This is a genomic window from Streptomyces sp. NPDC055966 (assembly GCF_042269865.1).
Classification (GTDB): domain Bacteria; phylum Actinomycetota; class Actinomycetes; order Streptomycetales; family Streptomycetaceae; genus Streptomyces.
In genome coordinates this window covers 321,067-340,254 of the sequence record NZ_JBHJYK010000008.1, presented here as the reverse complement: position 1 = coordinate 340,254, position 19,188 = coordinate 321,067, and the positions used below count along the sequence as shown (strand labels likewise).

At 72.4% G+C, this 19,188-nt stretch carries 21 protein-coding genes; 10 read left to right on the top strand and 11 right to left on the bottom strand.

The genetic code is table 11. From position 1 onward, the window contains the following. Positions 1-14: 14 nt before the first annotated feature. Positions 15-347, bottom strand: a complete 333-nt coding sequence (locus ACFC8N_RS19795) for an ATP/GTP-binding protein (RefSeq protein ID WP_376288900.1) — start codon at positions 345-347, stop codon at positions 15-17. A 223-nt stretch (positions 348-570) separates the two neighbouring features. Between ACFC8N_RS19795 and ACFC8N_RS19790 the strand changes: the two genes are divergently transcribed. Next, the gene (locus ACFC8N_RS19790; RefSeq protein WP_356027791.1) at positions 571-1,599 is read left to right on the top strand and encodes an LLM class flavin-dependent oxidoreductase; all 1,029 of its coding nucleotides are present in this window, start codon (positions 571-573) and stop codon (positions 1,597-1,599) included. 119 nt (positions 1,600-1,718) lie between these two features. Here the strand turns inward: ACFC8N_RS19790 and ACFC8N_RS19785 are convergent, their stop codons facing one another. Then, positions 1,719-2,111 carry an SCO5389 family protein gene (locus ACFC8N_RS19785; RefSeq protein ID WP_356027789.1) on the bottom strand — a complete coding sequence of 131 codons (393 nt, stop codon included), beginning with the start codon at positions 2,109-2,111 and terminating at the stop codon, positions 1,719-1,721. Positions 2,112-2,389: 278 nt separating this feature from the next. Here ACFC8N_RS19785 and nucS point away from each other — a divergent pair, with 278 nt between their 5' ends. After that, positions 2,390-3,061 (top strand): endonuclease NucS, encoded by a 672-nt coding sequence (gene nucS, locus ACFC8N_RS19780; RefSeq protein WP_071376419.1) that lies wholly within the window; start codon positions 2,390-2,392, stop codon positions 3,059-3,061. Between the two features lie 56 nt (positions 3,062-3,117). Here the strand turns inward: nucS and ACFC8N_RS19775 are convergent, their stop codons facing one another. The 3 genes from ACFC8N_RS19775 to ACFC8N_RS19765 all read right to left on the bottom strand — a co-directional run bounded on the left by ACFC8N_RS19775 (position 3,118) and on the right by ACFC8N_RS19765 (position 7,394). Continuing rightward, entirely contained in the window at positions 3,118-5,760 is a 2,643-nt protein-coding gene (locus ACFC8N_RS19775; protein ID WP_376288899.1) for an ATP-binding protein, read from the bottom strand. A gap of 269 nt (positions 5,761-6,029) precedes the next feature. After that, positions 6,030-6,353: an STAS domain-containing protein gene (locus ACFC8N_RS19770; RefSeq protein WP_356027785.1), complete on the bottom strand. Its 324-nt coding sequence runs from the start codon at positions 6,351-6,353 to the stop codon at positions 6,030-6,032. 192 nt (positions 6,354-6,545) lie between these two features. After that, positions 6,546-7,394: a 3-hydroxyacyl-CoA dehydrogenase family protein gene (locus ACFC8N_RS19765; RefSeq protein ID WP_376288898.1), complete on the bottom strand. Its 849-nt coding sequence runs from the start codon at positions 7,392-7,394 to the stop codon at positions 6,546-6,548. Between the two features lie 247 nt (positions 7,395-7,641). Between ACFC8N_RS19765 and ACFC8N_RS19760 the strand changes: the two genes are divergently transcribed. Both ACFC8N_RS19760 and ACFC8N_RS19755 read left to right on the top strand, forming a co-directional pair. Continuing rightward, positions 7,642-8,484, top strand: coding sequence for a helix-turn-helix transcriptional regulator (locus tag ACFC8N_RS19760; RefSeq protein WP_356027781.1), 843 nt, complete (start codon positions 7,642-7,644; stop codon positions 8,482-8,484). Next, positions 8,466-8,672 carry a DUF397 domain-containing protein gene (locus ACFC8N_RS19755; protein ID WP_376288897.1) on the top strand — a complete coding sequence of 69 codons (207 nt, stop codon included), beginning with the start codon at positions 8,466-8,468 and terminating at the stop codon, positions 8,670-8,672. Before ACFC8N_RS19760 ends, ACFC8N_RS19755 begins: the two co-directional genes overlap by 19 nt. Here the strand turns inward: ACFC8N_RS19755 and ACFC8N_RS19750 are convergent. Then, positions 8,669-9,310, bottom strand: a complete 642-nt coding sequence (locus ACFC8N_RS19750; protein WP_376288896.1) for a TetR/AcrR family transcriptional regulator — start codon at positions 9,308-9,310, stop codon at positions 8,669-8,671. The genes ACFC8N_RS19755 and ACFC8N_RS19750 overlap by 4 nt on opposite strands. A 97-nt stretch (positions 9,311-9,407) precedes the next feature. Here ACFC8N_RS19750 and ACFC8N_RS19745 point away from each other — a divergent pair, with 97 nt between their 5' ends. From ACFC8N_RS19745 to ACFC8N_RS19735, 3 genes are read left to right on the top strand one after another with little or no spacing between them, the layout of a single operon-like run. Next, a complete protein-coding gene (locus ACFC8N_RS19745; RefSeq protein ID WP_362818764.1) occupies positions 9,408-10,193 on the top strand; it encodes an ATP-binding cassette domain-containing protein in 786 nt (261 codons plus the stop codon). Positions 10,194-10,228: 35 nt separating this feature from the next. Continuing rightward, positions 10,229-10,978, top strand: coding sequence for an ABC transporter permease (locus ACFC8N_RS19740; RefSeq protein ID WP_356027773.1), 750 nt, complete (start codon positions 10,229-10,231; stop codon positions 10,976-10,978). A 13-nt stretch (positions 10,979-10,991) separates the two neighbouring features. Next, positions 10,992-11,564, top strand: a complete 573-nt coding sequence (locus ACFC8N_RS19735; RefSeq protein ID WP_362818760.1) for a cob(I)yrinic acid a,c-diamide adenosyltransferase — start codon at positions 10,992-10,994, stop codon at positions 11,562-11,564. Positions 11,565-11,588: 24 nt separating this feature from the next. Here the strand turns inward: ACFC8N_RS19735 and ACFC8N_RS19730 are convergent, their stop codons facing one another. From ACFC8N_RS19730 to ACFC8N_RS19710, 5 genes are read right to left on the bottom strand one after another with little or no spacing between them, the layout of a single operon-like run. After that, positions 11,589-11,795 carry a hypothetical protein gene (locus tag ACFC8N_RS19730; protein ID WP_356027769.1) on the bottom strand — a complete coding sequence of 69 codons (207 nt, stop codon included), beginning with the start codon at positions 11,793-11,795 and terminating at the stop codon, positions 11,589-11,591. Then, on the bottom strand, positions 11,795-12,202 hold the full coding sequence (locus ACFC8N_RS19725; protein ID WP_356027767.1) for a hypothetical protein: 408 nt from the start codon (positions 12,200-12,202) through the stop codon (positions 11,795-11,797). Before ACFC8N_RS19725 ends, ACFC8N_RS19730 begins: the two co-directional genes overlap by 1 nt. Before the next feature lie 56 nt (positions 12,203-12,258). Further along, the gene (locus ACFC8N_RS19720; protein WP_376288895.1) at positions 12,259-13,734 is read right to left on the bottom strand and encodes a sensor histidine kinase; all 1,476 of its coding nucleotides are present in this window, start codon (positions 13,732-13,734) and stop codon (positions 12,259-12,261) included. Continuing rightward, a complete protein-coding gene (locus tag ACFC8N_RS19715; protein WP_376288894.1) occupies positions 13,731-14,480 on the bottom strand; it encodes a response regulator transcription factor in 750 nt (249 codons plus the stop codon). Before ACFC8N_RS19715 ends, ACFC8N_RS19720 begins: the two co-directional genes overlap by 4 nt. A 9-nt stretch (positions 14,481-14,489) precedes the next feature. Further along, on the bottom strand, positions 14,490-15,071 hold the full coding sequence (locus ACFC8N_RS19710; RefSeq protein WP_356027760.1) for a hypothetical protein: 582 nt from the start codon (positions 15,069-15,071) through the stop codon (positions 14,490-14,492). 151 nt (positions 15,072-15,222) lie between these two features. Here ACFC8N_RS19710 and ACFC8N_RS19705 point away from each other — a divergent pair, with 151 nt between their 5' ends. The 3 genes from ACFC8N_RS19705 (at position 15,223) to ACFC8N_RS19695 (ending at position 19,126) form a co-directional block, all read left to right on the top strand. Further along, positions 15,223-16,407, top strand: coding sequence for a sensor histidine kinase (locus ACFC8N_RS19705; protein WP_376288893.1), 1,185 nt, complete (start codon positions 15,223-15,225; stop codon positions 16,405-16,407). Between the two features lie 91 nt (positions 16,408-16,498). Then, entirely contained in the window at positions 16,499-17,152 is a 654-nt protein-coding gene (locus ACFC8N_RS19700; RefSeq protein ID WP_376288892.1) for a response regulator, read from the top strand. Between the two features lie 147 nt (positions 17,153-17,299). After that, complete coding sequence (locus ACFC8N_RS19695) at positions 17,300-19,126, top strand: glycosyl hydrolase family 18 protein (RefSeq protein ID WP_376288891.1); 1,827 nt, start codon at positions 17,300-17,302, stop codon at positions 19,124-19,126. Positions 19,127-19,188: the final 62 nt, after the last annotated feature.

The following is a 19,188-nucleotide window of genomic DNA, read 5'->3' as shown; positions in this document are numbered from 1 at the left end:
CCGAGGCCCGGCCCTCAGAACTTCGGCGCGTTACGGGACCGCTGCACCCGCGTGGTGCGGCGGTCCTTCGCGTTCCAGCACGCCTTGTGCCAGTGCCGGCGGTCGTCCACGCCCGCGTGCTCGGGCCAGGCCACCACGTGCGGGACTCCGGAGGGGATCAGCTGGTCGCAGCCCGGGCAGCGGTAGGTCTTGCCCTGCGCGCTCGCCCCGGCGACATGGCGCACGCTCCACTCCTCGCCCTGCCAGTCCTCGGTCGACTGCCAGCCGCCGTACCGGCCGGTGCGGTCGTCCTCGGCACTGTGGCCCGGCGATCCGGCTGCCTTCGGTCGGTTGCGGCGCGGGGACACGGGACACCTCTCGGGGCTGCACGGGGAAGCACGGGCTCCGTCCAGCGTACGCGCCGCCGAGCGGGGTACGCGAAGAGCTCCAACCCCTACAAGTCGCCCTCCAGGGCCCGTCATTCTGAAGACAATCGGCAAATCCCTCCGCCAAGCCGTGTCCTGGGCACGTGTCGGACGGTTATGCCGGGTGGGGGAGCTCCGGGTCGGGGCCAAGGAAGCAGGAAACGCGATGTACGTAGGAAGCTTTGTGCTGGGCGCCCAGTTCCCGGGCCAGGGTCCGGGAGAGGCCCTGCACCGGGCGGTCCGCTCGGCGGAGGTCGCCGAGGAGGCCGGGCTGGACGCGGTCTGGCTGGCCGAGCACCACTTCGTGCCGTACGGCACATGCCCGTCCGCGGTCACCCTGGCCGCGTATCTGCTCGGCCGCACCCACCGCATCCGGGTCGGTACGGCGGTCAGCGTACTGCCCACCGCGCACCCGGTGGCCCTCGGCGAGCAGGCCGCGCTGCTGCATCTGACGAGCGGCGGCCGGTTCACGCTGGGCGTGGGCCGCGGCGGCCCCTGGGTGGACCTGGAGGTTTTCGGCATGGGCCTCGGCGCGTACGAACACGGATTCCCGGAGTCACTCGATCTGCTGCTGCGCTGGCTGCGCGAGCCGCGGGTGGCGGGCGAGGGCGAGCGGTTCGCCTTCCGTGAGGTGGCCGTCGTACCCCGGCCCTCGGACGGGCTGACGGAGACGCCCGGCCCCGAGGTCGTCGTCGCCTGCACCTCCCCGGCGAGCGTGCGGCTGGCCGCCGAGCGCGGGCTGCCCATGCTCCTCGGCATGCACGTCGGGGACGAGGAGAAGGCCGAGATGGTCGCCCTGTGGCGGCGCTGCGCCCGGGCGGCGGGCCGGCCCGCCGAGGAGATCGCGGGGGCGGCGCACGTCTCGGCCGGGGTGTGCCAGCTCGCGGACCGGCGCACGGACGCGGTGGAGACCCTGCTGAAGGCGATGCCGGGCTGGCTGAAGCAGGGGCTGGAGGCGCATGTGACGGTCGACGGGCGGACGCGTCAGATGCGCGATCCGTACGCCTACACCGAACTGCTCTGCGGCCTGCACCCGGTGGGCACCCCGCGGCTCGCCGCCGACCGGCTCGCGGCCACCTCGGAGCGCACGGGCATCTCCCGCTTCGCCCTCCTCGTCGAGGGCTCGGGCGACCTCGCCGCGACCGAGGAGAACCTGCGGCGGCTGGGCACCGAGGTCCTGCCTCAACTGCGTTGATCCAACGGGCCTTTCGCGCAAGCCACCTGGGGGGCTTGCCGCCCCAGTGGTGAAAGCACCTCCCGCGAGTGGAGCGGCAAGCAAGCGGCTCACTGCCGGTGTCGTGGCGGGGCAGCCCGTCAGCAGTCCCGAAGCTCCGGCGACTGGTTGAGCAACTGGTTGCGCACCGACGTGAAGCGAGCCAAGGTCTCGTCCGCCGAGGCGTCCAGCGGGAACACCGCCACCCGGTGGCAGTTCTGGAAGGCCAGACGCACACCGAAGTGCCGCTGCAGCGCGCCGCGGATGGCATCACTCGCGAGCGCGCGCAACAGCTGACCGCGTGCCTGCTCGTCCGGCGGGGGCGTCAGGTTGTCGGCGAACGGACCGCCGTCGACCTTCAGCCGCGCCACCAGGGAGCTGATCATCTCCCATGCGTAAGGCAGGGAGGTCCGGACGCAGTCGACGAATTCTGCTTCGTCGACCTCGCCTCGCTCGGCCTGTTCGAGTAGGGCCGGTGAGACGTCGAGCGACATGGGTTCTCCTCTCGCACCCCCGCAGGGAGCAGGGGTTGCCGGACAGGTAAGGGAGTTCGCGATGTCGAACACGCTCCGTACATACGCCGCGACCTCACGTTCCCTACGGTAGGCAACCGTAGGTGACCACACCAGCAGAATGCGTATATGGAACGGTCCCGTTACGCGCACAATCGGCCAGGGATGAACAAGAGTTTCCAGGGACAATTGGGGCGATCGTTCGGGAGCAGGGCGGGCGAATCGCGCGCACCTCGGGGTGTCGAGTAGCGTTGCCGACCATGCGTCTCGTCATTGCCCGCTGCTCGGTCGACTACGCCGGCCGGCTCACCGCCCACCTGCCCTCGGCGCCCCGACTGATCCTGGTCAAGGCGGACGGCAGCGTCTCCATCCACGCGGACGACCGGGCCTACAAGCCCCTGAACTGGATGTCGCCGCCCTGCACGCTGAAGGAAGGAAGCGGCGAGGAAGACGGCGTCTGGACGGTCGTCAACAAGGCGGGCGAGAAACTGATCATCACGATGGAGGAGATCCTCCACGACTCCTCGCACGAACTCGGCGTGGACCCCGGCCTGATCAAGGACGGCGTGGAAGCGCACCTCCAGGAACTCCTCGCCGACCGCATCGAGACCCTGGGCGAGGGCTACACCCTGATCCGCCGCGAGTACATGACGGCCATCGGCCCGGTGGACATCCTGTGCCGGGACGCGGACGGCGCGACGGTGGCGGTCGAGATCAAGCGCCGGGGCGAGATCGACGGCGTGGAGCAACTGACGCGCTACCTGGACCTGTTGAACCGCGACCCGCACCTGGCCCCGGTCCGCGGTGTCTTCGCCGCCCAGGAGATCAAGCCCCAGGCCCGCGTCCTCGCCACCGACCGCGGCATCAACTGCCAGATCCTGGACTACGACGCCCTGCGCGGCATCGAGGACGACAAGCTGCGGCTGTTCTAGCGGGCCCTGTTCCGCGCCGCCCGCCCCTTTCGAGAGGGGCGGGCGGCGCGGGACGGTCAGGCCACCGTGCCGGAAGGCTGCGGTGCGCTCTGGGGCGCCGACGCGCTGCTCGTCGTGGTGCCGGTCGTGCCGGTGGTGGATCCGCTGGTCGTGCTGCCCGAGCCACCACCAGTGGTCGTGCTGCCCGAGCCACCACCGGTCGTCGTACTGCCCGAGCCACCGCCAGTCGTCGTGCCGCCGGTGCCACCGCCGGCCGTCGTGCCCCCTGTGCCCGAGCCACCGCCCGTCGACGTGCCGCCCGTGCCCGAGCCACCGCCGGTAGTCGTGCCGCCCGACGGGCTCCCGCTGGAGCTGCCCGTGGACCCTCCCGTGCCGCTGCCGGACGTCCCGCCCGTCGGCGAGGTGGAGGACCCCGACGGCTTGGGCGACTTGGACGGCGGGGTCGAGGTCCTGCCGGACCCGGACGGGCTGATGCTCTCCGACGGCCGTGCCGGGTCCGTCGACGGCCCCGAGCCGCCCGTCGTGGCGGACGTGCCGCCCGAGCCGGCGGTCGTAGGCCGCCCGGTCGCCCCGCCCGTCGTACCGCCGCCGCGGCTCTGCCCGGGGTCCGCGCCGAGGGAGCCGCCGTCCGTGCCCTCGCTGATGGAGGGGTTGACGTCGACCTTGCCGGCCGGGTTCTTGCCGGCGTTCTCGTGGGACGTCATGCCGAGCGTGACGACCGTGCCGAGGACCGCGGCGAGCAGCGCGCCGGAGCCGGCCGCCACCAGGTTGCGGCGGGCCAGCCGGCGGATGCCACCGATCCCGCCGCGCGCCGGGCCCGCGGGCAGCTGCTGGGTGACCAGGGGCTCGCCGAGCGGAGCGTACGGCGGCGGCGCCGACTCCTCGTGCCGTATCTCCGGCAGCTCCTCCCCCGCCATGGCCGTGATCCCGGGCAGCTCGCCCGAGCGGTCGGCGACCAGCGCGAGGGCCCGGCGCCCGGCGACGGTGCCCCGCTTGTCGGCGAGGGCGCCGCGCAGCCCGATGGACGCCTCCAACTCTGCGCGGGCCCGGTCCAGCTGGCCGCAGCAGAGCGCCAGGACACCCAACTCATGGTGAAAATAGGCCTGTTCATGTATGTCACCGGCCGGGCGGGCGGCCTCCGCACCGGAACGCAGCGCGCGCTCCCACGCGCCCCACTGGAGCCCGGCGGCGAAGGAGGGCGCGGCCGTACGGGCGAGCCGTACCGCGCAGCTCTCCTCGCCGTCGACGGGCGCGGCGGTCTGCGGGACGACGGCGGCGAGCGCGGCCAGCACCGCGTCGGCCTCCGCGCTCACCCGCTCGGGAGTGACCGAGGGGTGGCCGGTCCACCAGGTGTAGTGCTCGGCGGCGGCGAGCGCCCGGTCCGGGGCGTCGTCGGCGTATCCGGCGGCCTCCAGCTGGGTCTGCACCCCGGCCGCGAGCCGGTAGCGGGCGCCCACCGGGGAGACCAGTCCGCAGGCGGCCAGCTCGCTGAGGGCGGCGTCGGCGTGGGTGTCGCCGACCAGCGCCGGCAGATGCGCCTGGTGCGGCACCTCGCCGCCGAGGGCGACGGCAAAGCGCAGGGTGGCGCGGGCGGAGGCGCTGAGCCGGGAGGCGAGCAGCGGGGCGGGCGCGGCGGCCTCGCCGAGGGCGGGCAGCGGGACGGCGTCCGCCGGCTCCGCGGTCAGGTCCACGGGCAGCCGCACGTCCGGTCGTGCGTCATCGAAGACGCCGTACGCGCCGTACTCGTCGTGCTGGTCCGCCGGCTCCGGGCCGGCCCGGAGCTCGTCGCGCTGCCGGAGCAGGGCGCCGGCCTGGACGAACCGCAGGGGCAGGCCCTCGGACTCGAACCACAGGTCGCCTGCCCAGTTGGCCTCCTCCTCGGTGAGGACGCGGCCGACGGTGCGCTCCAGGACCTGCACACCGGCGGCGCGGTCGAGGCCGCCGAGGAAGACCTCCTCGACCGCGGAGGCGGCGGAGGGCGCGGGCACGTCGGGGGTGGCGCCGATCAGGAAGGCGCACTCGCGGGCGGTGTCGAGGAGCTCGTCCAGACCGGCGCCGCCGAACTCGATGTCGTCCAGGACGACGACCGCGCCGATCTCGGCGACGAGCGCGCGCAGGTCGTCCGGGGCGGGGCGGTGGCCGGGGGCGTCGTACGCGGCGTGGAAGAGGTCGTGGAGGACGTCGCCGGCGGTTCGGCGGAAGCCGCTGAGCCGGACCACGCCGTCGGGGGCGAGGTCCTGGCAGTCCTCGGCGACGAGGTCGAGCAGGGCGGTGCGGCCGGAGCCGCCGGGGCCGGTGAGGCGCACGGAGCGGCCGCGGGCCAGCAGCCGGACCAGGCGCTCGCGCTCGTCCTGGCGTTCCAGCAGGGCGAGCGGCGGCTGGGCGGGACCGGCCGGGGCGGGCGGCCTGGCGGCCCGCTCGGTCTCGGCGCGCTCGGCGGCGGTGCGCTTGCGGGGTGCGGCGGGGCGCTGGGCCGGCGGGCAGGGCTCTATCTCGCTGCCGTCGACGGGGTTGACGGTCAGCAGCAGATCACCGGCGACGAGCTGCGCCGTGCGGGCGGGCGGGGGCGTGCTCGTGCCGAAGTCGGAGGTGAGGGATTCCCGGGGCGCGCGGCGGCCCGGCGCCTGTCCGTGTCCCTCGGGTCCCAGGTGGCCCGGACGTCCCGGGTCGATCGGGTCGATGGGTTCCATCGGTTCCATGGGTTTCCTGCCCCCCAAAAGCGTCGTGTGCCCGTGATCCGGCCCCTCCCGGCCTTGTCGCACACCGCGTTGTCGCTCCTGGTCCGGGCCCGCTCGGTCGAGGGTTGCGAGGCAGCGGGCGACCGAACCCTAAACCTTGGCTCAGTATCTCCGACAGGGCGGGGTGCCGTACGGTCCGGGACGTCACGGTCCGGTGAGGATTGCCCACGCAGTGCGCACCCGTCCCGGCCGCCCGGCGCTTCACATGCCGGGACCGGCCGTGCGGCGCGTCACACGCGGGGCAGCGACTCCACGCCGATGCCACCCTCGATGGCGAGGATGCGGTGCAGCCGGGTGGCCACCAGCAGGCGCTGCATCTGCGGCGGGACGCCGCGCAGCACCAGACGGCGACCGCAGCGGCCGGCCCGCCGGTGGGCGCCCATGATCACCCCGAGCCCGGTGGCGTCCCAGGAGTCCAGTTCCGACAGGTCGAGCACCAGGTCGCCGATGCCGTGATCGACGGCGCGGTGCAGGGCCGTACGGGCGTCCGCCGCGCTGCGGACGTCGAGGCGGCCCCCGACGACCAGCTCGGCATGGTCGCCCCTGATGTGCATAAGCGCTCCCCGTTGAGTGCGGTTGGCGTTCTCCGTGACGCTGCCTCGTCCTGATCGGTACCCGTGACGTTGCAACGTCTGACTGTGCGAGTGGTGGTGCGGTTGCTGTTTGTAAGCGAACCGATACCGAATTCACCCCGGGGAGTGATACTCCCGGGGGTGAGATCCGGCGGATGCCCGTACAGATGGTGCTCAGTACTTGTAGAAGCCCTGCCCGCTCTTGCGGCCGATGTCACCGGCGTCCACCATCCGGCGCATCAGCTCCGGCGCGGCGAACTTCTCGTCCTGGGACTCGGTGTAGATGTTGCTCGTGGCGTGCAGCAGGATGTCGACGCCGGTGAGGTCGGCGGTCGCGAGCGGGCCCATGGCGTGGCCGAAGCCCAGCTTGCAGGCGAGGTCGATGTCCTCGGCGGTGGCGACCCCGGACTCGTAGAGCTTGGTGGCCTCCACGACGAGCGCGGAGATGAGCCGGGTGGTCACGAAGCCGGCCACGTCGCGGTTGACGACGATGCAGGTCTTGCCGACGGACTCGGCGAACTCCCGTGCGGTGGCGAGGGTTTCGTCGCTCGTCTTGTACCCGCGGACCAGCTCGACGAGCTGCATCATCGGCACCGGCGAGAAGAAGTGGACGCCGACGACCCGCTCGGGGTGCTCGGTGGCCGCCGCGATCTTGGTGATCGGGATGGCGGAGGTGTTGGAGGCGAGCACGGTGTCCGGGCGCACGATCTTGTCGAGCGCGCGGAAGATCTCGTGCTTGACCTCCAGCTTCTCGAAGACGGCCTCCACGACGACGTCGGCGTCGGCGGCGGCGCCCAGGTCCGTGGTGGCGGTGATGCGGGCGAGGGCGGCCTCGGCGTCCGCCGCCGCCAGCTTCCCCTTGCTGACGAACTTGTCGTACGAGGCCTTGATGCCGTCGGTGCCACGCTTCAGTGCCTCGTCGGTGACATCGCGCAGGACGACGTCCCAGCCCGCCTGTGCGGCGACCTGAGCGATGCCGGACCCCATGAGACCGGCTCCGATGACGGCGAGCTTCCGTGCCACTGACGACTCCCTTGAATCGCGCTCCAAGTCTGCTTCTCCGGCGGACCCTAGCGCTCCGGAGGCGCTGTGTGAGCGGTTAGTAACGCGTGTCACGGTCTCAGGTGGTGAGACGCCGGTCACTCCACGATCCCGAATTCCTCGCGCCTTCACGCCGGTTGACGTTTCGCGTGATGCGGCACGGTTGTCCCATTCGGCTCGATACGCTACGTGCCCGACCTGTCACACACCGACCATGTGAGGGGGCACCATGCCCGTGCGGAGGGTGGTCACCGGACGCAGCCAGGAGCCCCGGCGGCGCTACGCGGAAGAACTCCGCCGCCTGCGCACGACCAGGGGCCTGAGCCTGCGGGCACTGGCGGACGCGGTGGGCTGGGACCCGTCGCACTTCAGGAAACTGGAGAGCGGGGAGACTCCGGGCGGCCCGGAGGTGGCGGAGGCGCTGGACCAGTTCTACGGGACGCCGGGGTTGTTGCTGGCGATGTGGGAGATGGCCCTGGCAGATCCGACGCAGTTCAAGCAGCAGTACCGGCGGTACATGATGCGAGAGGCGGAGGCGGTGAGCCTGTGGCACTTCGGGGTGAGCATCCTGCCGGGTTTGCTGCAGACAGATGCCTACGCCCGCGAGGTGCTTGCCCTTGGCGGCTACAAGGGCAAGGAGTTGGACCAGCAGGTGGCGGCCCGCACCGGGCGGCGGATGTTGCTGGAGGGCGATGACGCCCCGCCGTTCCGCGCCCTCATCGCCGAGACGGTGCTGCGCACGCCGCTGCGCGACGCGGGCGCATGGCGGGAGCAGCTGGAGTATCTGCTGGAGATGTCGGAGCGTCCGAACATCAGCCTTCAGGCGTTGCCGGACCGTTCCGGCCTGCACGGTCTGGTGAGTACCGCCGTCATGTTCCTGCGACTGACAAACGGGACTACGGTGGCCTACACGGAGAACGCGCACCGTGGTGAACTGATCGAAGAACACGCGGCAGTTGAGAAGTTGCAACGTGCGTACGATGCCATGCGCGACCGAGCGCTGAACCCAGCCGAGTCGCGGAAGTTCATCCTGCGGATGTTGGAGGAAGTGCCGTGCGAGCCATCGACCTGAGCGGCGTGACCTGGCGCAAGAGCAGCCACAGCAACCCCGACGGCGGCGAATGCCTCGAAGTCTGCGACAGCCTCCCCTCCGCCGTCCCCGTCCGCGACAGCAAGGCCCCTGACGGTCCGGTGCTCCTCTTCGCGGCCCGGCCCTGGGCGTCGTTCGTCGCGGCCGTCGGGCACGGGGCGTTCCGCTAGGCCCTCCCCCGTACCGCGTACCCGAGGACCCGTTCGCTCAGCAGGTCCTCGATCTCGTCGATGAGGGCGAGCACCTCGCGGGACACTTCGCCCGGTTCGCGGCCGGCCATCATCTCGCGGCCGATGGTGACGAAGACCGTCTGGTGGATCCAGCAGATCTGACCCGCCATCAGATCCGGCAGCGGGTCGCCGTCGGCGGCGCCGGTCTCCTCGCGCAGGGCGGCGGTCACGTTGTCGTGCACCTCCTGCTGAAGCGTCCACAGCCGGGAGCGCAGCGGCGGTGCCTCGTGGATGACCCGCATGAAGCGGTCGTAGCCCGCCATCAGGCCGACCCGGGGCGAGACGGCCTGGACCTCGCCGCGCAGCTCGCGCAGGACGGCGCCCGCGGCGGACTCGCCCGCGTCCCGGCTGCGGATCCAGCGTGCGAGCCGGTCGACCACACCTGCCGAGCGGTCGAAGAAGAGGTCTTCCTTGGCCGGGAAGTAGTTGTAGACCGTGTTGACGGAGACGTTGGCGGCCTCCGCGATCTCGGCGACGGTCACGGCCTCGAAGCCACGCTCCAGGAACAGACCCGTGGCGACATCCGAGATGTACTGCCTGGTCTGCCGCTTCTTCCGCTCCCTGAGCCCCTCTGCCATGTCCGCATCCTAGCTTCGCTGGACCAACTTAAAAGTTGGAGAGGTAGAAATTTTGGGGGCGTTGCAAAATTCCAGGGACTCTGTTTTTCTGGTCGGCATGGCAGCAGTCATCAGCGCGGCGGGCCTCGCCCGCACCTTCCAGAGCAAGGCCGGCCCCGTCGAGGCCGTCCGGGGCATCGACCTCACCGTCCACGAGGGCGAGATCCTCGGCTTCCTCGGACCCAACGGCGCCGGCAAGACGACCACCCTGCGGATGCTCACCACCCTGCTGAAACCGACGGGCGGCGCGGCCACCGTCGCCGGGCACGACCTCGCGAGCGACCCGGCCGGGGTGCGCCGGGTGTCCGGGTACGTCGCCCAGTCCGGCGGGGTCGATCCGCAGATCACCGTGCGGGAGGAACTAGTCACCCAGGGCCGGATGTACCGGCTGTCCAAGGCCGAGGCGACCGGGCGGGCCGGGGAACTCGCCCGCGACCTGGACCTCGGCGACCTCCTCGACCGGAAGACGGCCGCCCTCTCCGGCGGGCAGCGCCGCCGCCTCGACATCGCGATGGCGCTCACGCACCACCCGAAGGTGCTCTTCCTGGACGAGCCGACGACCGGGCTCGACCCCGCCAGCCGCGCCGACCTGTGGGACCTGGTCCGCCGGCTGCGCGACCGGCACGGCACGACCGTGTTCCTGACCACCCACTACCTGGACGAGGCCGACGCCCTCGCCGACCGCCTGGTGATCGTCGACCGGGGCACGGTCGCCGCCGAGGGCACGCCGGGCGCGCTCAAGCTCCGGCACGGCGGCTCGCTCGACGCCACCCTCCAGGACACCTTCCTCGCCATCACCGGCCGCGGCCCCGCCCCGGCCGACACCGCCCCCGTATCCGTCTAGCGATCCGGCGCAGAGGAAGAAGAAAAAGGAAGAAGATGCTGCTCCACGACACGGCCCTCGTCTACGGCCGCTATCTGCGCCAGTCCCTGCGCTCCCGCTTCGCGCTGCTCTTCGGCGTGCTCACCCCACTGCTCTATCTGCTCTTCTTCGGACCGCTGCTCACCCGGCTCCCACTGGGCGGCGGCGGCAGCTCCTGGCAGGTGCTGGTGCCCGGCCTGCTGCTCCAACTCGGCCTGTTCGGCGCCCTGTTCGCGGGGTTCACGGTCATCATCGAGAAGGGGCAGGGGGTGCTGGAGCGGATGCGTGTGACCCCCGTCAGCCGGCTCGCCCTGCTCCTCGGCCGGGTGCTGCGCGACGCCACGGTGTTCGTCTTCCAGGCGGTGCTGCTGGTGCTGGCCGCGCTGGCGATGGGCCTGCGGGCGCCGCTCACCGGCATCCTGATCGGCTTCGCGTTCGTCGCCCTGCTCACCCTCTCGCTGGCCTCGCTGTCGTACGCGCTCGGCATGGTGGTGCGCACCCCACAGGAGTTCGGCCCGCTGATCAACGCGGTGTCGATGCCGTCGATGCTGCTGTCCGGCCTGATGCTCCCGATGACCCTCGCGCCCACCTGGCTGAACGTGCTCTCGCACTTCGTGCCGTTCCGCTATCTCGTGGACGCGGTGCGCGACGCGTACATCGGCCGGTACGCCACCGCGCACATGCTCTACGGCAGCCTCGTCGCCGTCGGCTTCGCGGTGCTCGCGGTGACGGTGGGCACACGAGTGTTCCGAACGGCCGGAGCGTAACTAGGCTGGCCTTATGGTCAATCTGACGCGCATCTACACCCGGACCGGCGACAAGGGCACCACCGCCCTCGGTGACATGAGCCGGGTGCCCAAGACCGACCTCAGGATCTCCGCCTACGCCGACGCCAACGAGGCCAACGCCGTCATCGGCACCGCGCTCGCGCTGGGCGGCCTGGAGGCGGAGGTCGTGCAGGTCCTCACCCGCGTCCAGAACGACCTGTTCGACGTGGGTGCGGACCTGTCGACGCCCGTCGTGGAGAACCCGGAGTTCCCGCCGCTGCGGGTCGAGCAGTTCTACATCGACCGGCTGGAGGCGGACTGCGACCGCTTCAACGAACGCCTGGAGAAGCTGCGGTCCTTCATCCTGCCCGGCGGCACCGCGGGCGCGGCCCTGCTCCACCAGGCCTGCACGGTCGTCCGCCGCGCCGAGCGCTCCACCTGGGCGGCCCTGGAGGTGCACGGCGAGACGATGAACCCGCTCACCGCCACCTACCTCAACCGCCTGTCCGACCTGTTGTTCATCCTGGCCAGGTGCGCCAACGGGGAGACGGGCGACGTGCTGTGGGTACCGGGCGGGGAGCGCTGAGCAACACCCCCGCTCCCCGCCGGGTCACCGGTCCGCCGCGCTCGTCGCGTCCTGGTCGGCCGCGGCCGCGGCGGACTCGGCCGCGTTCACCTTCTGCTGCATCTGCGCGTATCCCGAGGGCGTGCCGGAGGAGGCCGGAGCCTTCGGGGACGCGCCGTCGTGGTGCGCGCAGCCCGCGGTGAGCGCCACGAGCAGCGCCACCGCCGGCAGCACGGCAGAGCGGGCCCGCATCAGCCCGCCGCCTTGCCCTCGCCGTTGTCCTTGCACCAGGTGGAGACGGCGGCCAGGTCCTTCTGCCGCTGCTCCAGGGTCGTCACCAGCGACTTGCGGAAGTTCAGCCTGTCCTGGAGATAGGTGGCGATCGCGGTGTGGCCCGCCTTCTTCGCGTTGTCCACCCGCTTCTCCAGCCGGGCCACCGAGCCGCGCGTGCCCGCCCCGGCGTCGAGCCGCTTCAGGGCCCGTGCGATCCGCCGGTCGATCTTCGGCAGCCGCTTGCACAGCGACTTCGCCCCGTCGCCGGTGGGACCGGGTGCGGGGGTGCTGCCGGCGGCGGCCGCCGTGCCCGCCGTGCCGCCCGCCAGGACGGCCGTCACGGCGAGCCCCGCGAGCAGCGTGCGCGTGTGGCGTCGTACGTACATCTGCCTCTCCGTTCACTTCCCGGGCGGCCTCGGTCGGCCGTCCGTCGCGACGGACGCTAGGCAGGGTCCTTGGGGAAACTCTGTGACCGGTTTGCGCCGGCTGTGCCGATCAGCCAGTCCCGCCGGTCGGACATGCCCGGCGGTTCGCCGCCGTCCACGGGCAGCCGTACCGCGAAGCGGGCACCCACGCCGTCCGGGCCGTCCGTCACGGCCACGCTCCCCCGGTGCAGCGCCGCCTGCTGCGCGACGAGCGTGAGGCCGAGTCCGGAGCCGGTGCTGTCCCGGCCGCGCTGGAACCGCTCGAAGACCCGGGACCGGGCCTCGGCCGGCACGCCCGGACCCTGATCGTCCACGGTGATCAGCACCTCGCCGGCACCGCCCCGGTCCACGGCCACCCGCACCCGGGCCCGGCCCGCCCGGTCCCGGCCGTGGGCCAGGGCGTTGGCCAGCAGGTTGTCCAGGAGCAGCCGCAGCCCCGGCTCCCAGCCGTGCATCGTGAGCCCGGGCGGCGCGTCCAGGGTGATCGCGGCGTCGGGCGCGCGGCGGCGGGCCTCGGCCACGGCCGCGTCGGCCACCTCGGACAGGTCGACGGAGCGGAACGCCTCCGCCTCCACCAGGTCGCCGCGCCCCAGCTCCCGGAGCATCACCAACAGGCCGAGCAGCCGGGCGTGTTCGCGGCGCAGATCGTCCATGACCTCGGTGCGGTCCGGCTCCGGCAGGTCGGGGTGGCCGGCGAGGATGTCGAGGTTGGTGCCCATGCTCATCAGCGGGGTGCGCAGTTCGTGCGCGGCGGCCGACGAGAAGGAGCGGGCGGTGTCCAGGGCCTCGGCGGTGCGCGCGGCCTGTTCGTCGTAGCGGGCCAGGACGGTGCGCACGGTGGCCGCCAGTTCGTCGACCTCGACCACGCCGGTCCGCCACTGGCCCAGCCGGGCACCGCTGGTGCGCGGGTCGAGGCCCGCGGTGCGGCGGGTGAGCCGGCGCAGCGGGGCGCTCGTACCGGTGGCCAGGCCCCAGGCGAGCAGCCCGGACAGCGGTGCGGCGAGGATCGCGGCGCCGACCACCCGGCGGCGGACGAGCGGGATCTGCACGCGTTGCGCGGTGTCGGGCGAGAAGAGCCACAGCGTGCCGGAGGCCGTCCCGGCGCGCAGCGGCCGGGCCAGGGCCCGCCAGGTGCGGCCGCCGGCGTGGACGACGGCGAAGCCGGACGTGCGGTCGGGCAGCGCCGCCGCGGGGTCGGGCTGGGGGCCGCCGCTGAAGGCCGAGTCCGGACCGACGACGCGTACGCCGACGTCGAGGGCCGCGTCGAACAGTTGCCGCTGCCGTGTGTCGGCGGCCTTGGGGCGGTCGTTCGCCGCGGCGCGCAGCAGGGATCGGGCGTCGGGGGCGAGGGCCGCCGCGCGCTTGCGCAGGTGCTGGTCCTCGGCCTTGCGCAGATCGCCGGAGACCAGGTGCAGCAGCAGCCAGCCGCCGGCCAGCACGAGCAGCGGGACGGTACAGCCGACGGCCAGGCCGATGCGGGTGGAGAGCCTCACGGTGCGCCCCCCGGCTGCCGCGGCTCCTGCGGTTTTCCGGGCTCCCTGGGCTCCCTGAGGACGAAGCCGACGCCGCGGACGGTGTGGATGAGCCGGGGGCGGCCCCGGGTCTCCAGTTTGCGCCGCAGATAGCTGACGAAGGTGTCGACGGTGTCGGTGCGTACGTCGAAGTCGTAGCCCCACACCCGTTCCAGGAGCTGGTCGCGGGTGAGGACCAGCCCGGCGTTGCGGGCGAGCACCTCCAGCAGCTCGAACTCGCGCCGGGTCAGCTCCAGCGGGATGCCGTCACGCTCGGCGGTGCGGGCGTCCGGGTCGATCACCAGGCCGGCCGTGCGCAGCGGCGCCGTGCGGCCGGTGGCGGCCGGCGGGCGGCGGCGCAGCAGGGCGCGCAGCCGCAGCACCAGCTCCTGCAGGGCGAAGGGTTTGACGAGGTAGTCGTCGCCGCCCGCCTGGAGCCCGGCGATCCGGTCGGCGGTCTCGTCCAGCGCGGAGAGCATGAGCACGGGCAGGTCCCGGCCCGCGTCGCGCAGCCGGGTGCACACCTCGATGCCGCTCATGCCGGGCATCGACACGTCGAGGACGAGCACGTCCGGCGGGGCGTCCTCGATCGCGGCCAGCGCCCCGGGGCCGTCGGCGGCGGTCCGCACCACGAAGCCGCCGAGTCTGAGTCCGCGCTCCAGCGAGCGCCGGATCGCCGCGTCGTCGTCGACGACCAGCACCGCGCCGGACCCCGCCCCGTCAGCCATACGCCCTCCTCATCGTCCGGTCAGCGTACGGTCCTCCGCCTCACGCGCGGCAGTGCCGGCCGGTGCCTTCTTCGGCCACAGCAGATAGGTCAGGGCGATCACCCCGTGGATCCCGAGGACCCGCAGCGCGGCCCACTGCCAGGAGCGCAGCGGGCCGGTGGCGGTGCCGTCGCCGACGTACCAGATCGCGCACTGGAGCAGGGCGAGGGAGACGGCCGCCGCGAGCAGCGTGCGCAGCCAGAGCCGGCCTTCGTACCGGGCGCGGGCGAGGCCGTACCTGGGCGGCTTCGGGGGCCGGGGGGCGCCCGCGAGACGGTGGGCGGCGTGGCCGTCCAGCCAGGTGATCGTGGAGTGGCCGTAGGCGACGGTGAAGCCGATGTAGAGCGCGGCCAGGCCGTGCTCCCAGCTCGGCCGGGCGCCGCCGCGCAGGTCGACGGCCGTCGCGAGGAACAGCACGACCTCCAGCAGCGGTTCGCACAGCAGCAGCGCCACGCTGGTTCGGCGCCATTTCAGCAGGTAGCGGACGGCCAGTCCGGCCGCCAGCAGTACCCAGAACGCCACCTCGCAGGCGATGACCAATCCGACGACCACGGCTCGCTCCTTCCCGTCACCCTCCCAGCCTCGCCGCCGTTCTGTCCGCTTTCGTCGTCTGCGGGGGCGACCTCGCCGTAAACGAAAGTTGCAGTTCGGGACCCTTCTCAAGGACCAGGCGGGGACCGGGCCGAGCGTGTTGGATGGACCCATGGCACGAGCGCTCGCCCGCCCCCACTCCGACGACCTGCGCATCGCGCTGGGCGGACTGCTCGGCGGGGTGGTGCTGTGGGCGCTCGGGATCCATCCGCGCACCGCCTCGGACCCGCTGGTGCTGTGGCACGCGGCCTGGGCCCCGCTGGTGCCGCTGGCGGTGACGGCCGCGTGCGAGCCGCTGCGCCGCTCCCGGCCCCGGCTCGGCGTGTTCGTCGGCACGCTCGCGCTGACCCTGGACACGGTGACGCTGGGCAACGTCGTCACCGTCGTCATGTACACCGACCTGATCTACGCGTCGGTCCTGTACGGCGACCCCGCCTCGGCCCGCCGCGTCCCCTGGATCACCGGGATGCTGACGGTGCTCGGTGGTGTCGTGCCCGCGGCGATCTGGCGCGATCCGCAGGCGCTGCTGATCGGTGTGGGGATCGGTGTGGTCGCGTTCGCGCCGGCGGCGACCGGCTGGGTGGTGCGCAACCACCGCGACGCCGCCGAGGCGGCCCGGCTGCGCGCCGAACAGACCGCGCTGCTCGCCGAGATGGACCGCACCCAGGCGGTCACGGCCGAACGGTCGCGGATGGCACGGGAGTTGCACGACATGGTCGCCAACCACCTGTCCGCGATCGCCATCCACTCCACGGCCGCGCTGTCGCTCGACGACGCGCGGACCTCCCGGGACGCCCTCACGGTGATCCGGGAGAACAGCGTGGAGGGGCTGGCCGAGATGCGCCGGCTGATCGGTATCCTGCGGGACAGCAGCGGCGACCTGGAGCCCGCGGCCACCCCGACGCTCGACGGCCTGGCCACGCTGGTCAAGGGCGCCCGCGCCAACGGGCTGGACGTCCGTCTCGCGGACGGCCACGGCCGGGTTCCGGCGCCGGTGGAGCTGGCCGCGTACCGGATCGTGCAGGAGTCGCTGACCAACGCGCTGAAGCACGCGGCCGAGGGGCCCGTCGAGGTCTCGCTGCGGCAGGAGGAGAGCACGTTGCACGTCCGCGTGACCAGCGCCTACCGGTGTGGTGACACCCCGCGCGCGCCCGGCTCGGGCTCCGGGCTCACCGGGATGCGGGAGCGGGCCGCACTGCTCGGCGGCACCTTCGAGGCAGGGCCCGGAACAGGCCCCGGCATCGACCGCTGGACCGTACGCGCCACCCTCCCCCTCGACCGGGAAAACCCCGCATGACCCACACCCCGCACACCCGCGCCGCCGGCCACCGGCCCCCTCCCCGCCCGGGACGTGCGCGCCGCGCTGCCGTGCGCCGAAGGAGACCCGCATGACCGCCCCCGCCATCCGGGTCCTCGTCGCCGAGGACCAGTCCGCCGTGCGCGCCGGGCTCGCGCTGATCCTGCGCAGCGCGCCCGACATCGAGGTGGCCGGCGAGGCAGCGGACGGCGAGCAGGCGGTGGAGCTGGCCCGGGAACTGCGGCCGGACCTGGTCCTGATGGATGTGCAGATGCCGCGCCTGGACGGGGTGTCGGCGACCCGGGCCATCGTCGCGGAGGGCCTCGCGGACGTGCTCGTGCTGACCACGTTCGACCTGGACGAGTACGTCTTCGGGGCGCTCAGGGCGGGAGCGTCCGGGTTCCTGCTGAAGCACACCGAGGCACGGGACCTGCTGGAGGCGGTGCGGACGGTGGCGCGCGGCGAGGGGATCGTGGCCCCGGCGGTCACCCGTCGGCTGATCGCCGAGTTCGCCGCCGTACCGGCGCACGCGACGACGTCCGACCCGGCCGTGCTGGAGGCGCTGACCCGGCGCGAGCGCGAGGTGCTGTCGTGCATCGGCGAGGGCCTGTCCAACGCCCAGATCGCCGAGCGGCTGGGGATGGCCGAGGGCACGGTGAAGACCCACGTCAGCCGGCTGCTGGGCAAGCTGGGGCTGCGCAGCCGGGTCCAAGCAGCCGTACTGGCGCAGGAGTTGGGGATCTAGCCGGGCTGTCGGAGCCGGGTCCTGCGAATTGGTCCAGACCTATTGACCCGTGGTCCAGACCTTTCTACTCTCGCAGCACCATGGGCGTGAAGGCTCAGTCATGCCCACGACACCCCCATACATTCCCCGATACGGAGGAGGCGCACCATGCGCTTCAGACACAGAGCCGCGGCAGGCTTCGCGACCCTGTTGCTCCCCCTGGCCGGCCTCGTCGGACTCGCCGACCCGGCCCATGCCGCGACGGCCGAGGCCACGGCGAGCTTCACCAAGACCACCGACTGGGGAACCGGCTTCGGCGGCCAGTGGACCATCAAGAACACCGGCTCCAGCAGCATCAGTTCGTGGACCGTCGCGTGGGACTTCCCCTCCGGCACGTCCGTCACCTCGGCCTGGGACGCGGACGTCACCAACTCCGGCAACCACTGGACCGCCAAGAACAAGTCCTACAACGGCACCCTCGCCCCCGGCGCCTCCGTCTCCTTCGGCTTCAACGGCTCGGGCCCGGGATCACCGAGCAACTGCACGCTCAACGGCGGCAGTTGCGACGGCGGTACGACCGTCCCCGGCGACAACCCGCCCTCCGCGCCCGGCACCCCGACCGCCTCCGGCGTCACCGACACCTCGGTGAGGCTCAGCTGGGGCGCAGCCACCGACGACAAGGGCGTCAAGAACTACGACGTCCTGCGGGACGGCAAGGTCGTCTCCACCGTGACGACGACCTCGTACACGGACACCGGTCTGACCGCCGGCACCGACTACTCCTACACCGTGCAGGCCCGCGACACCGCCGACCAGACCGGCCCGGTCAGCGGCGCCGTCGCCGTCCACACCACCGGCGGTGGCTCCACTCCCCCGACCACCGGCGACAAGGTCAAGCTGGGCTACTTCACCGAGTGGGGCATCTACGGCCGCAACTACAACGTCAAGAACCTGGTGACGTCCGGCTCGGCCGCGAAGATCACGCACATCAACTACGCCTTCGGCAACGTGACGAACGGCCAGTGCGCGATCGGTGACGCCTACGCCGACTACCAGAAGACGTTCACCGCCGACCAGTCGGTCAGCGGCGCGGCGGACACCTGGGACCAGCCGCTGGCCGGCAACTTCAACCAGCTGCGCGAGCTGAAGGCCAAGTACCCGAACCTCAAGATCCTGTGGTCCTTCGGCGGCTGGACCTGGTCCGGCGGCTTCGCGCAGGCGGCGGCCAACCCCACCGCGTTCGCGGACTCCTGCTACAACCTGGTCAACGACCCGCGCTGGGCCGACGTCTTCGACGGCATCGACATCGACTGGGAGTACCCGAACGCCTGCGGCCTGTCCTGCGACACGAGCGGGGCCGCGGCTTTCAAGAACGTGCTGTCCGCGCTGCGCGCCAAGTTCGGCAGCAGCAAGCTCGTCACGGCCGCGGTCACCGCCGACGGCTCGGCCGGCGGCAAGATCGAGGCCGCCGACTACGCCGGGGCCGCGCAGTACGTCAACTGGTACAACGTGATGACGTACGACTTCTTCGGCGCCTGGGACGCCCAGGGCCCGACCGCCCCGCACTCCCCGCTCACCTCGTACTCCGGCATCCCGAAGGCGGGCTTCACCACCGCCGACGCGATCGCCAAGTACAAGTCCGTCGGGGTGCCGTCGAGCAAGCTGCTCATCGGCATCGGGCTGTACGGCCGCGGCTGGACCGGCGTCACCCAGGACGCCCCGGGCGGCACGGCCACGGGCCCGGCGGCCGGCACCTACGAGCAGGGCATCGAGGACTACAAGGTGCTCAAGACGTCCTGCCCGGTCACCGGCACCATCGCGGGCACGGCGTACGCGCACTGCGGCAGCAACTGGTGGTCGTACGACACCCCGTCCACCATCGCCGGGAAGATGAGCTGGGCCAAGTCTCAGGGGCTCGGCGGCGCCTTCTTCTGGGAGTTCAGCGGCGACACCAGCGACGGCGAGCTGGTGAACGCGATCAGCAGCAATATGTAAGGCGCTACCTGCAAGAAGGCTCTAAGCGACGTTGACGCTCCCCCAGACTTCGTCCGGGGGGA

Bases quoted from the DNA above. Each gene is read 5' to 3' on its own strand.
- ACFC8N_RS19700 (WP_376288892.1), top strand. From the start codon at position 16,499: ATGACCGCCCCCGCCATCCGGGTCCTCGTCGCCGAGGACCAGTCCGCC.
- ACFC8N_RS19775 (WP_376288899.1), bottom strand. From the start codon at position 5,760: ATGGAACCGATGGAACCCATCGACCCGATCGACCCGGGACGTCCGGGC.
- ACFC8N_RS19740 (WP_356027773.1), top strand. From the start codon at position 10,229: ATGCTGCTCCACGACACGGCCCTCGTCTACGGCCGCTATCTGCGCCAG.
- ACFC8N_RS19730 (WP_356027769.1), bottom strand. From the start codon at position 11,795: ATGCGGGCCCGCTCTGCCGTGCTGCCGGCGGTGGCGCTGCTCGTGGCG.
- ACFC8N_RS19725 (WP_356027767.1), bottom strand. From the start codon at position 12,202: ATGTACGTACGACGCCACACGCGCACGCTGCTCGCGGGGCTCGCCGTG.
- ACFC8N_RS19745 (WP_362818764.1), top strand. From the start codon at position 9,408: ATGGCAGCAGTCATCAGCGCGGCGGGCCTCGCCCGCACCTTCCAGAGC.
- ACFC8N_RS19760 (WP_356027781.1), top strand. From the start codon at position 7,642: ATGCCCGTGCGGAGGGTGGTCACCGGACGCAGCCAGGAGCCCCGGCGG.
- ACFC8N_RS19735 (WP_362818760.1), top strand. From the start codon at position 10,992: ATGGTCAATCTGACGCGCATCTACACCCGGACCGGCGACAAGGGCACC.
- ACFC8N_RS19695 (WP_376288891.1), top strand. From the start codon at position 17,300: ATGCGCTTCAGACACAGAGCCGCGGCAGGCTTCGCGACCCTGTTGCTC.
- ACFC8N_RS19790 (WP_356027791.1), top strand. From the start codon at position 571: ATGTACGTAGGAAGCTTTGTGCTGGGCGCCCAGTTCCCGGGCCAGGGT.
- ACFC8N_RS19770 (WP_356027785.1), bottom strand. From the start codon at position 6,353: ATGCACATCAGGGGCGACCATGCCGAGCTGGTCGTCGGGGGCCGCCTC.
- ACFC8N_RS19705 (WP_376288893.1), top strand. From the start codon at position 15,223: ATGGCACGAGCGCTCGCCCGCCCCCACTCCGACGACCTGCGCATCGCG.
- nucS (WP_071376419.1), top strand. From the start codon at position 2,390: ATGCGTCTCGTCATTGCCCGCTGCTCGGTCGACTACGCCGGCCGGCTC.
- ACFC8N_RS19750 (WP_376288896.1), bottom strand. From the start codon at position 9,310: ATGGCAGAGGGGCTCAGGGAGCGGAAGAAGCGGCAGACCAGGCAGTAC.
- ACFC8N_RS19785 (WP_356027789.1), bottom strand. From the start codon at position 2,111: ATGTCGCTCGACGTCTCACCGGCCCTACTCGAACAGGCCGAGCGAGGC.
- ACFC8N_RS19715 (WP_376288894.1), bottom strand. From the start codon at position 14,480: ATGGCTGACGGGGCGGGGTCCGGCGCGGTGCTGGTCGTCGACGACGAC.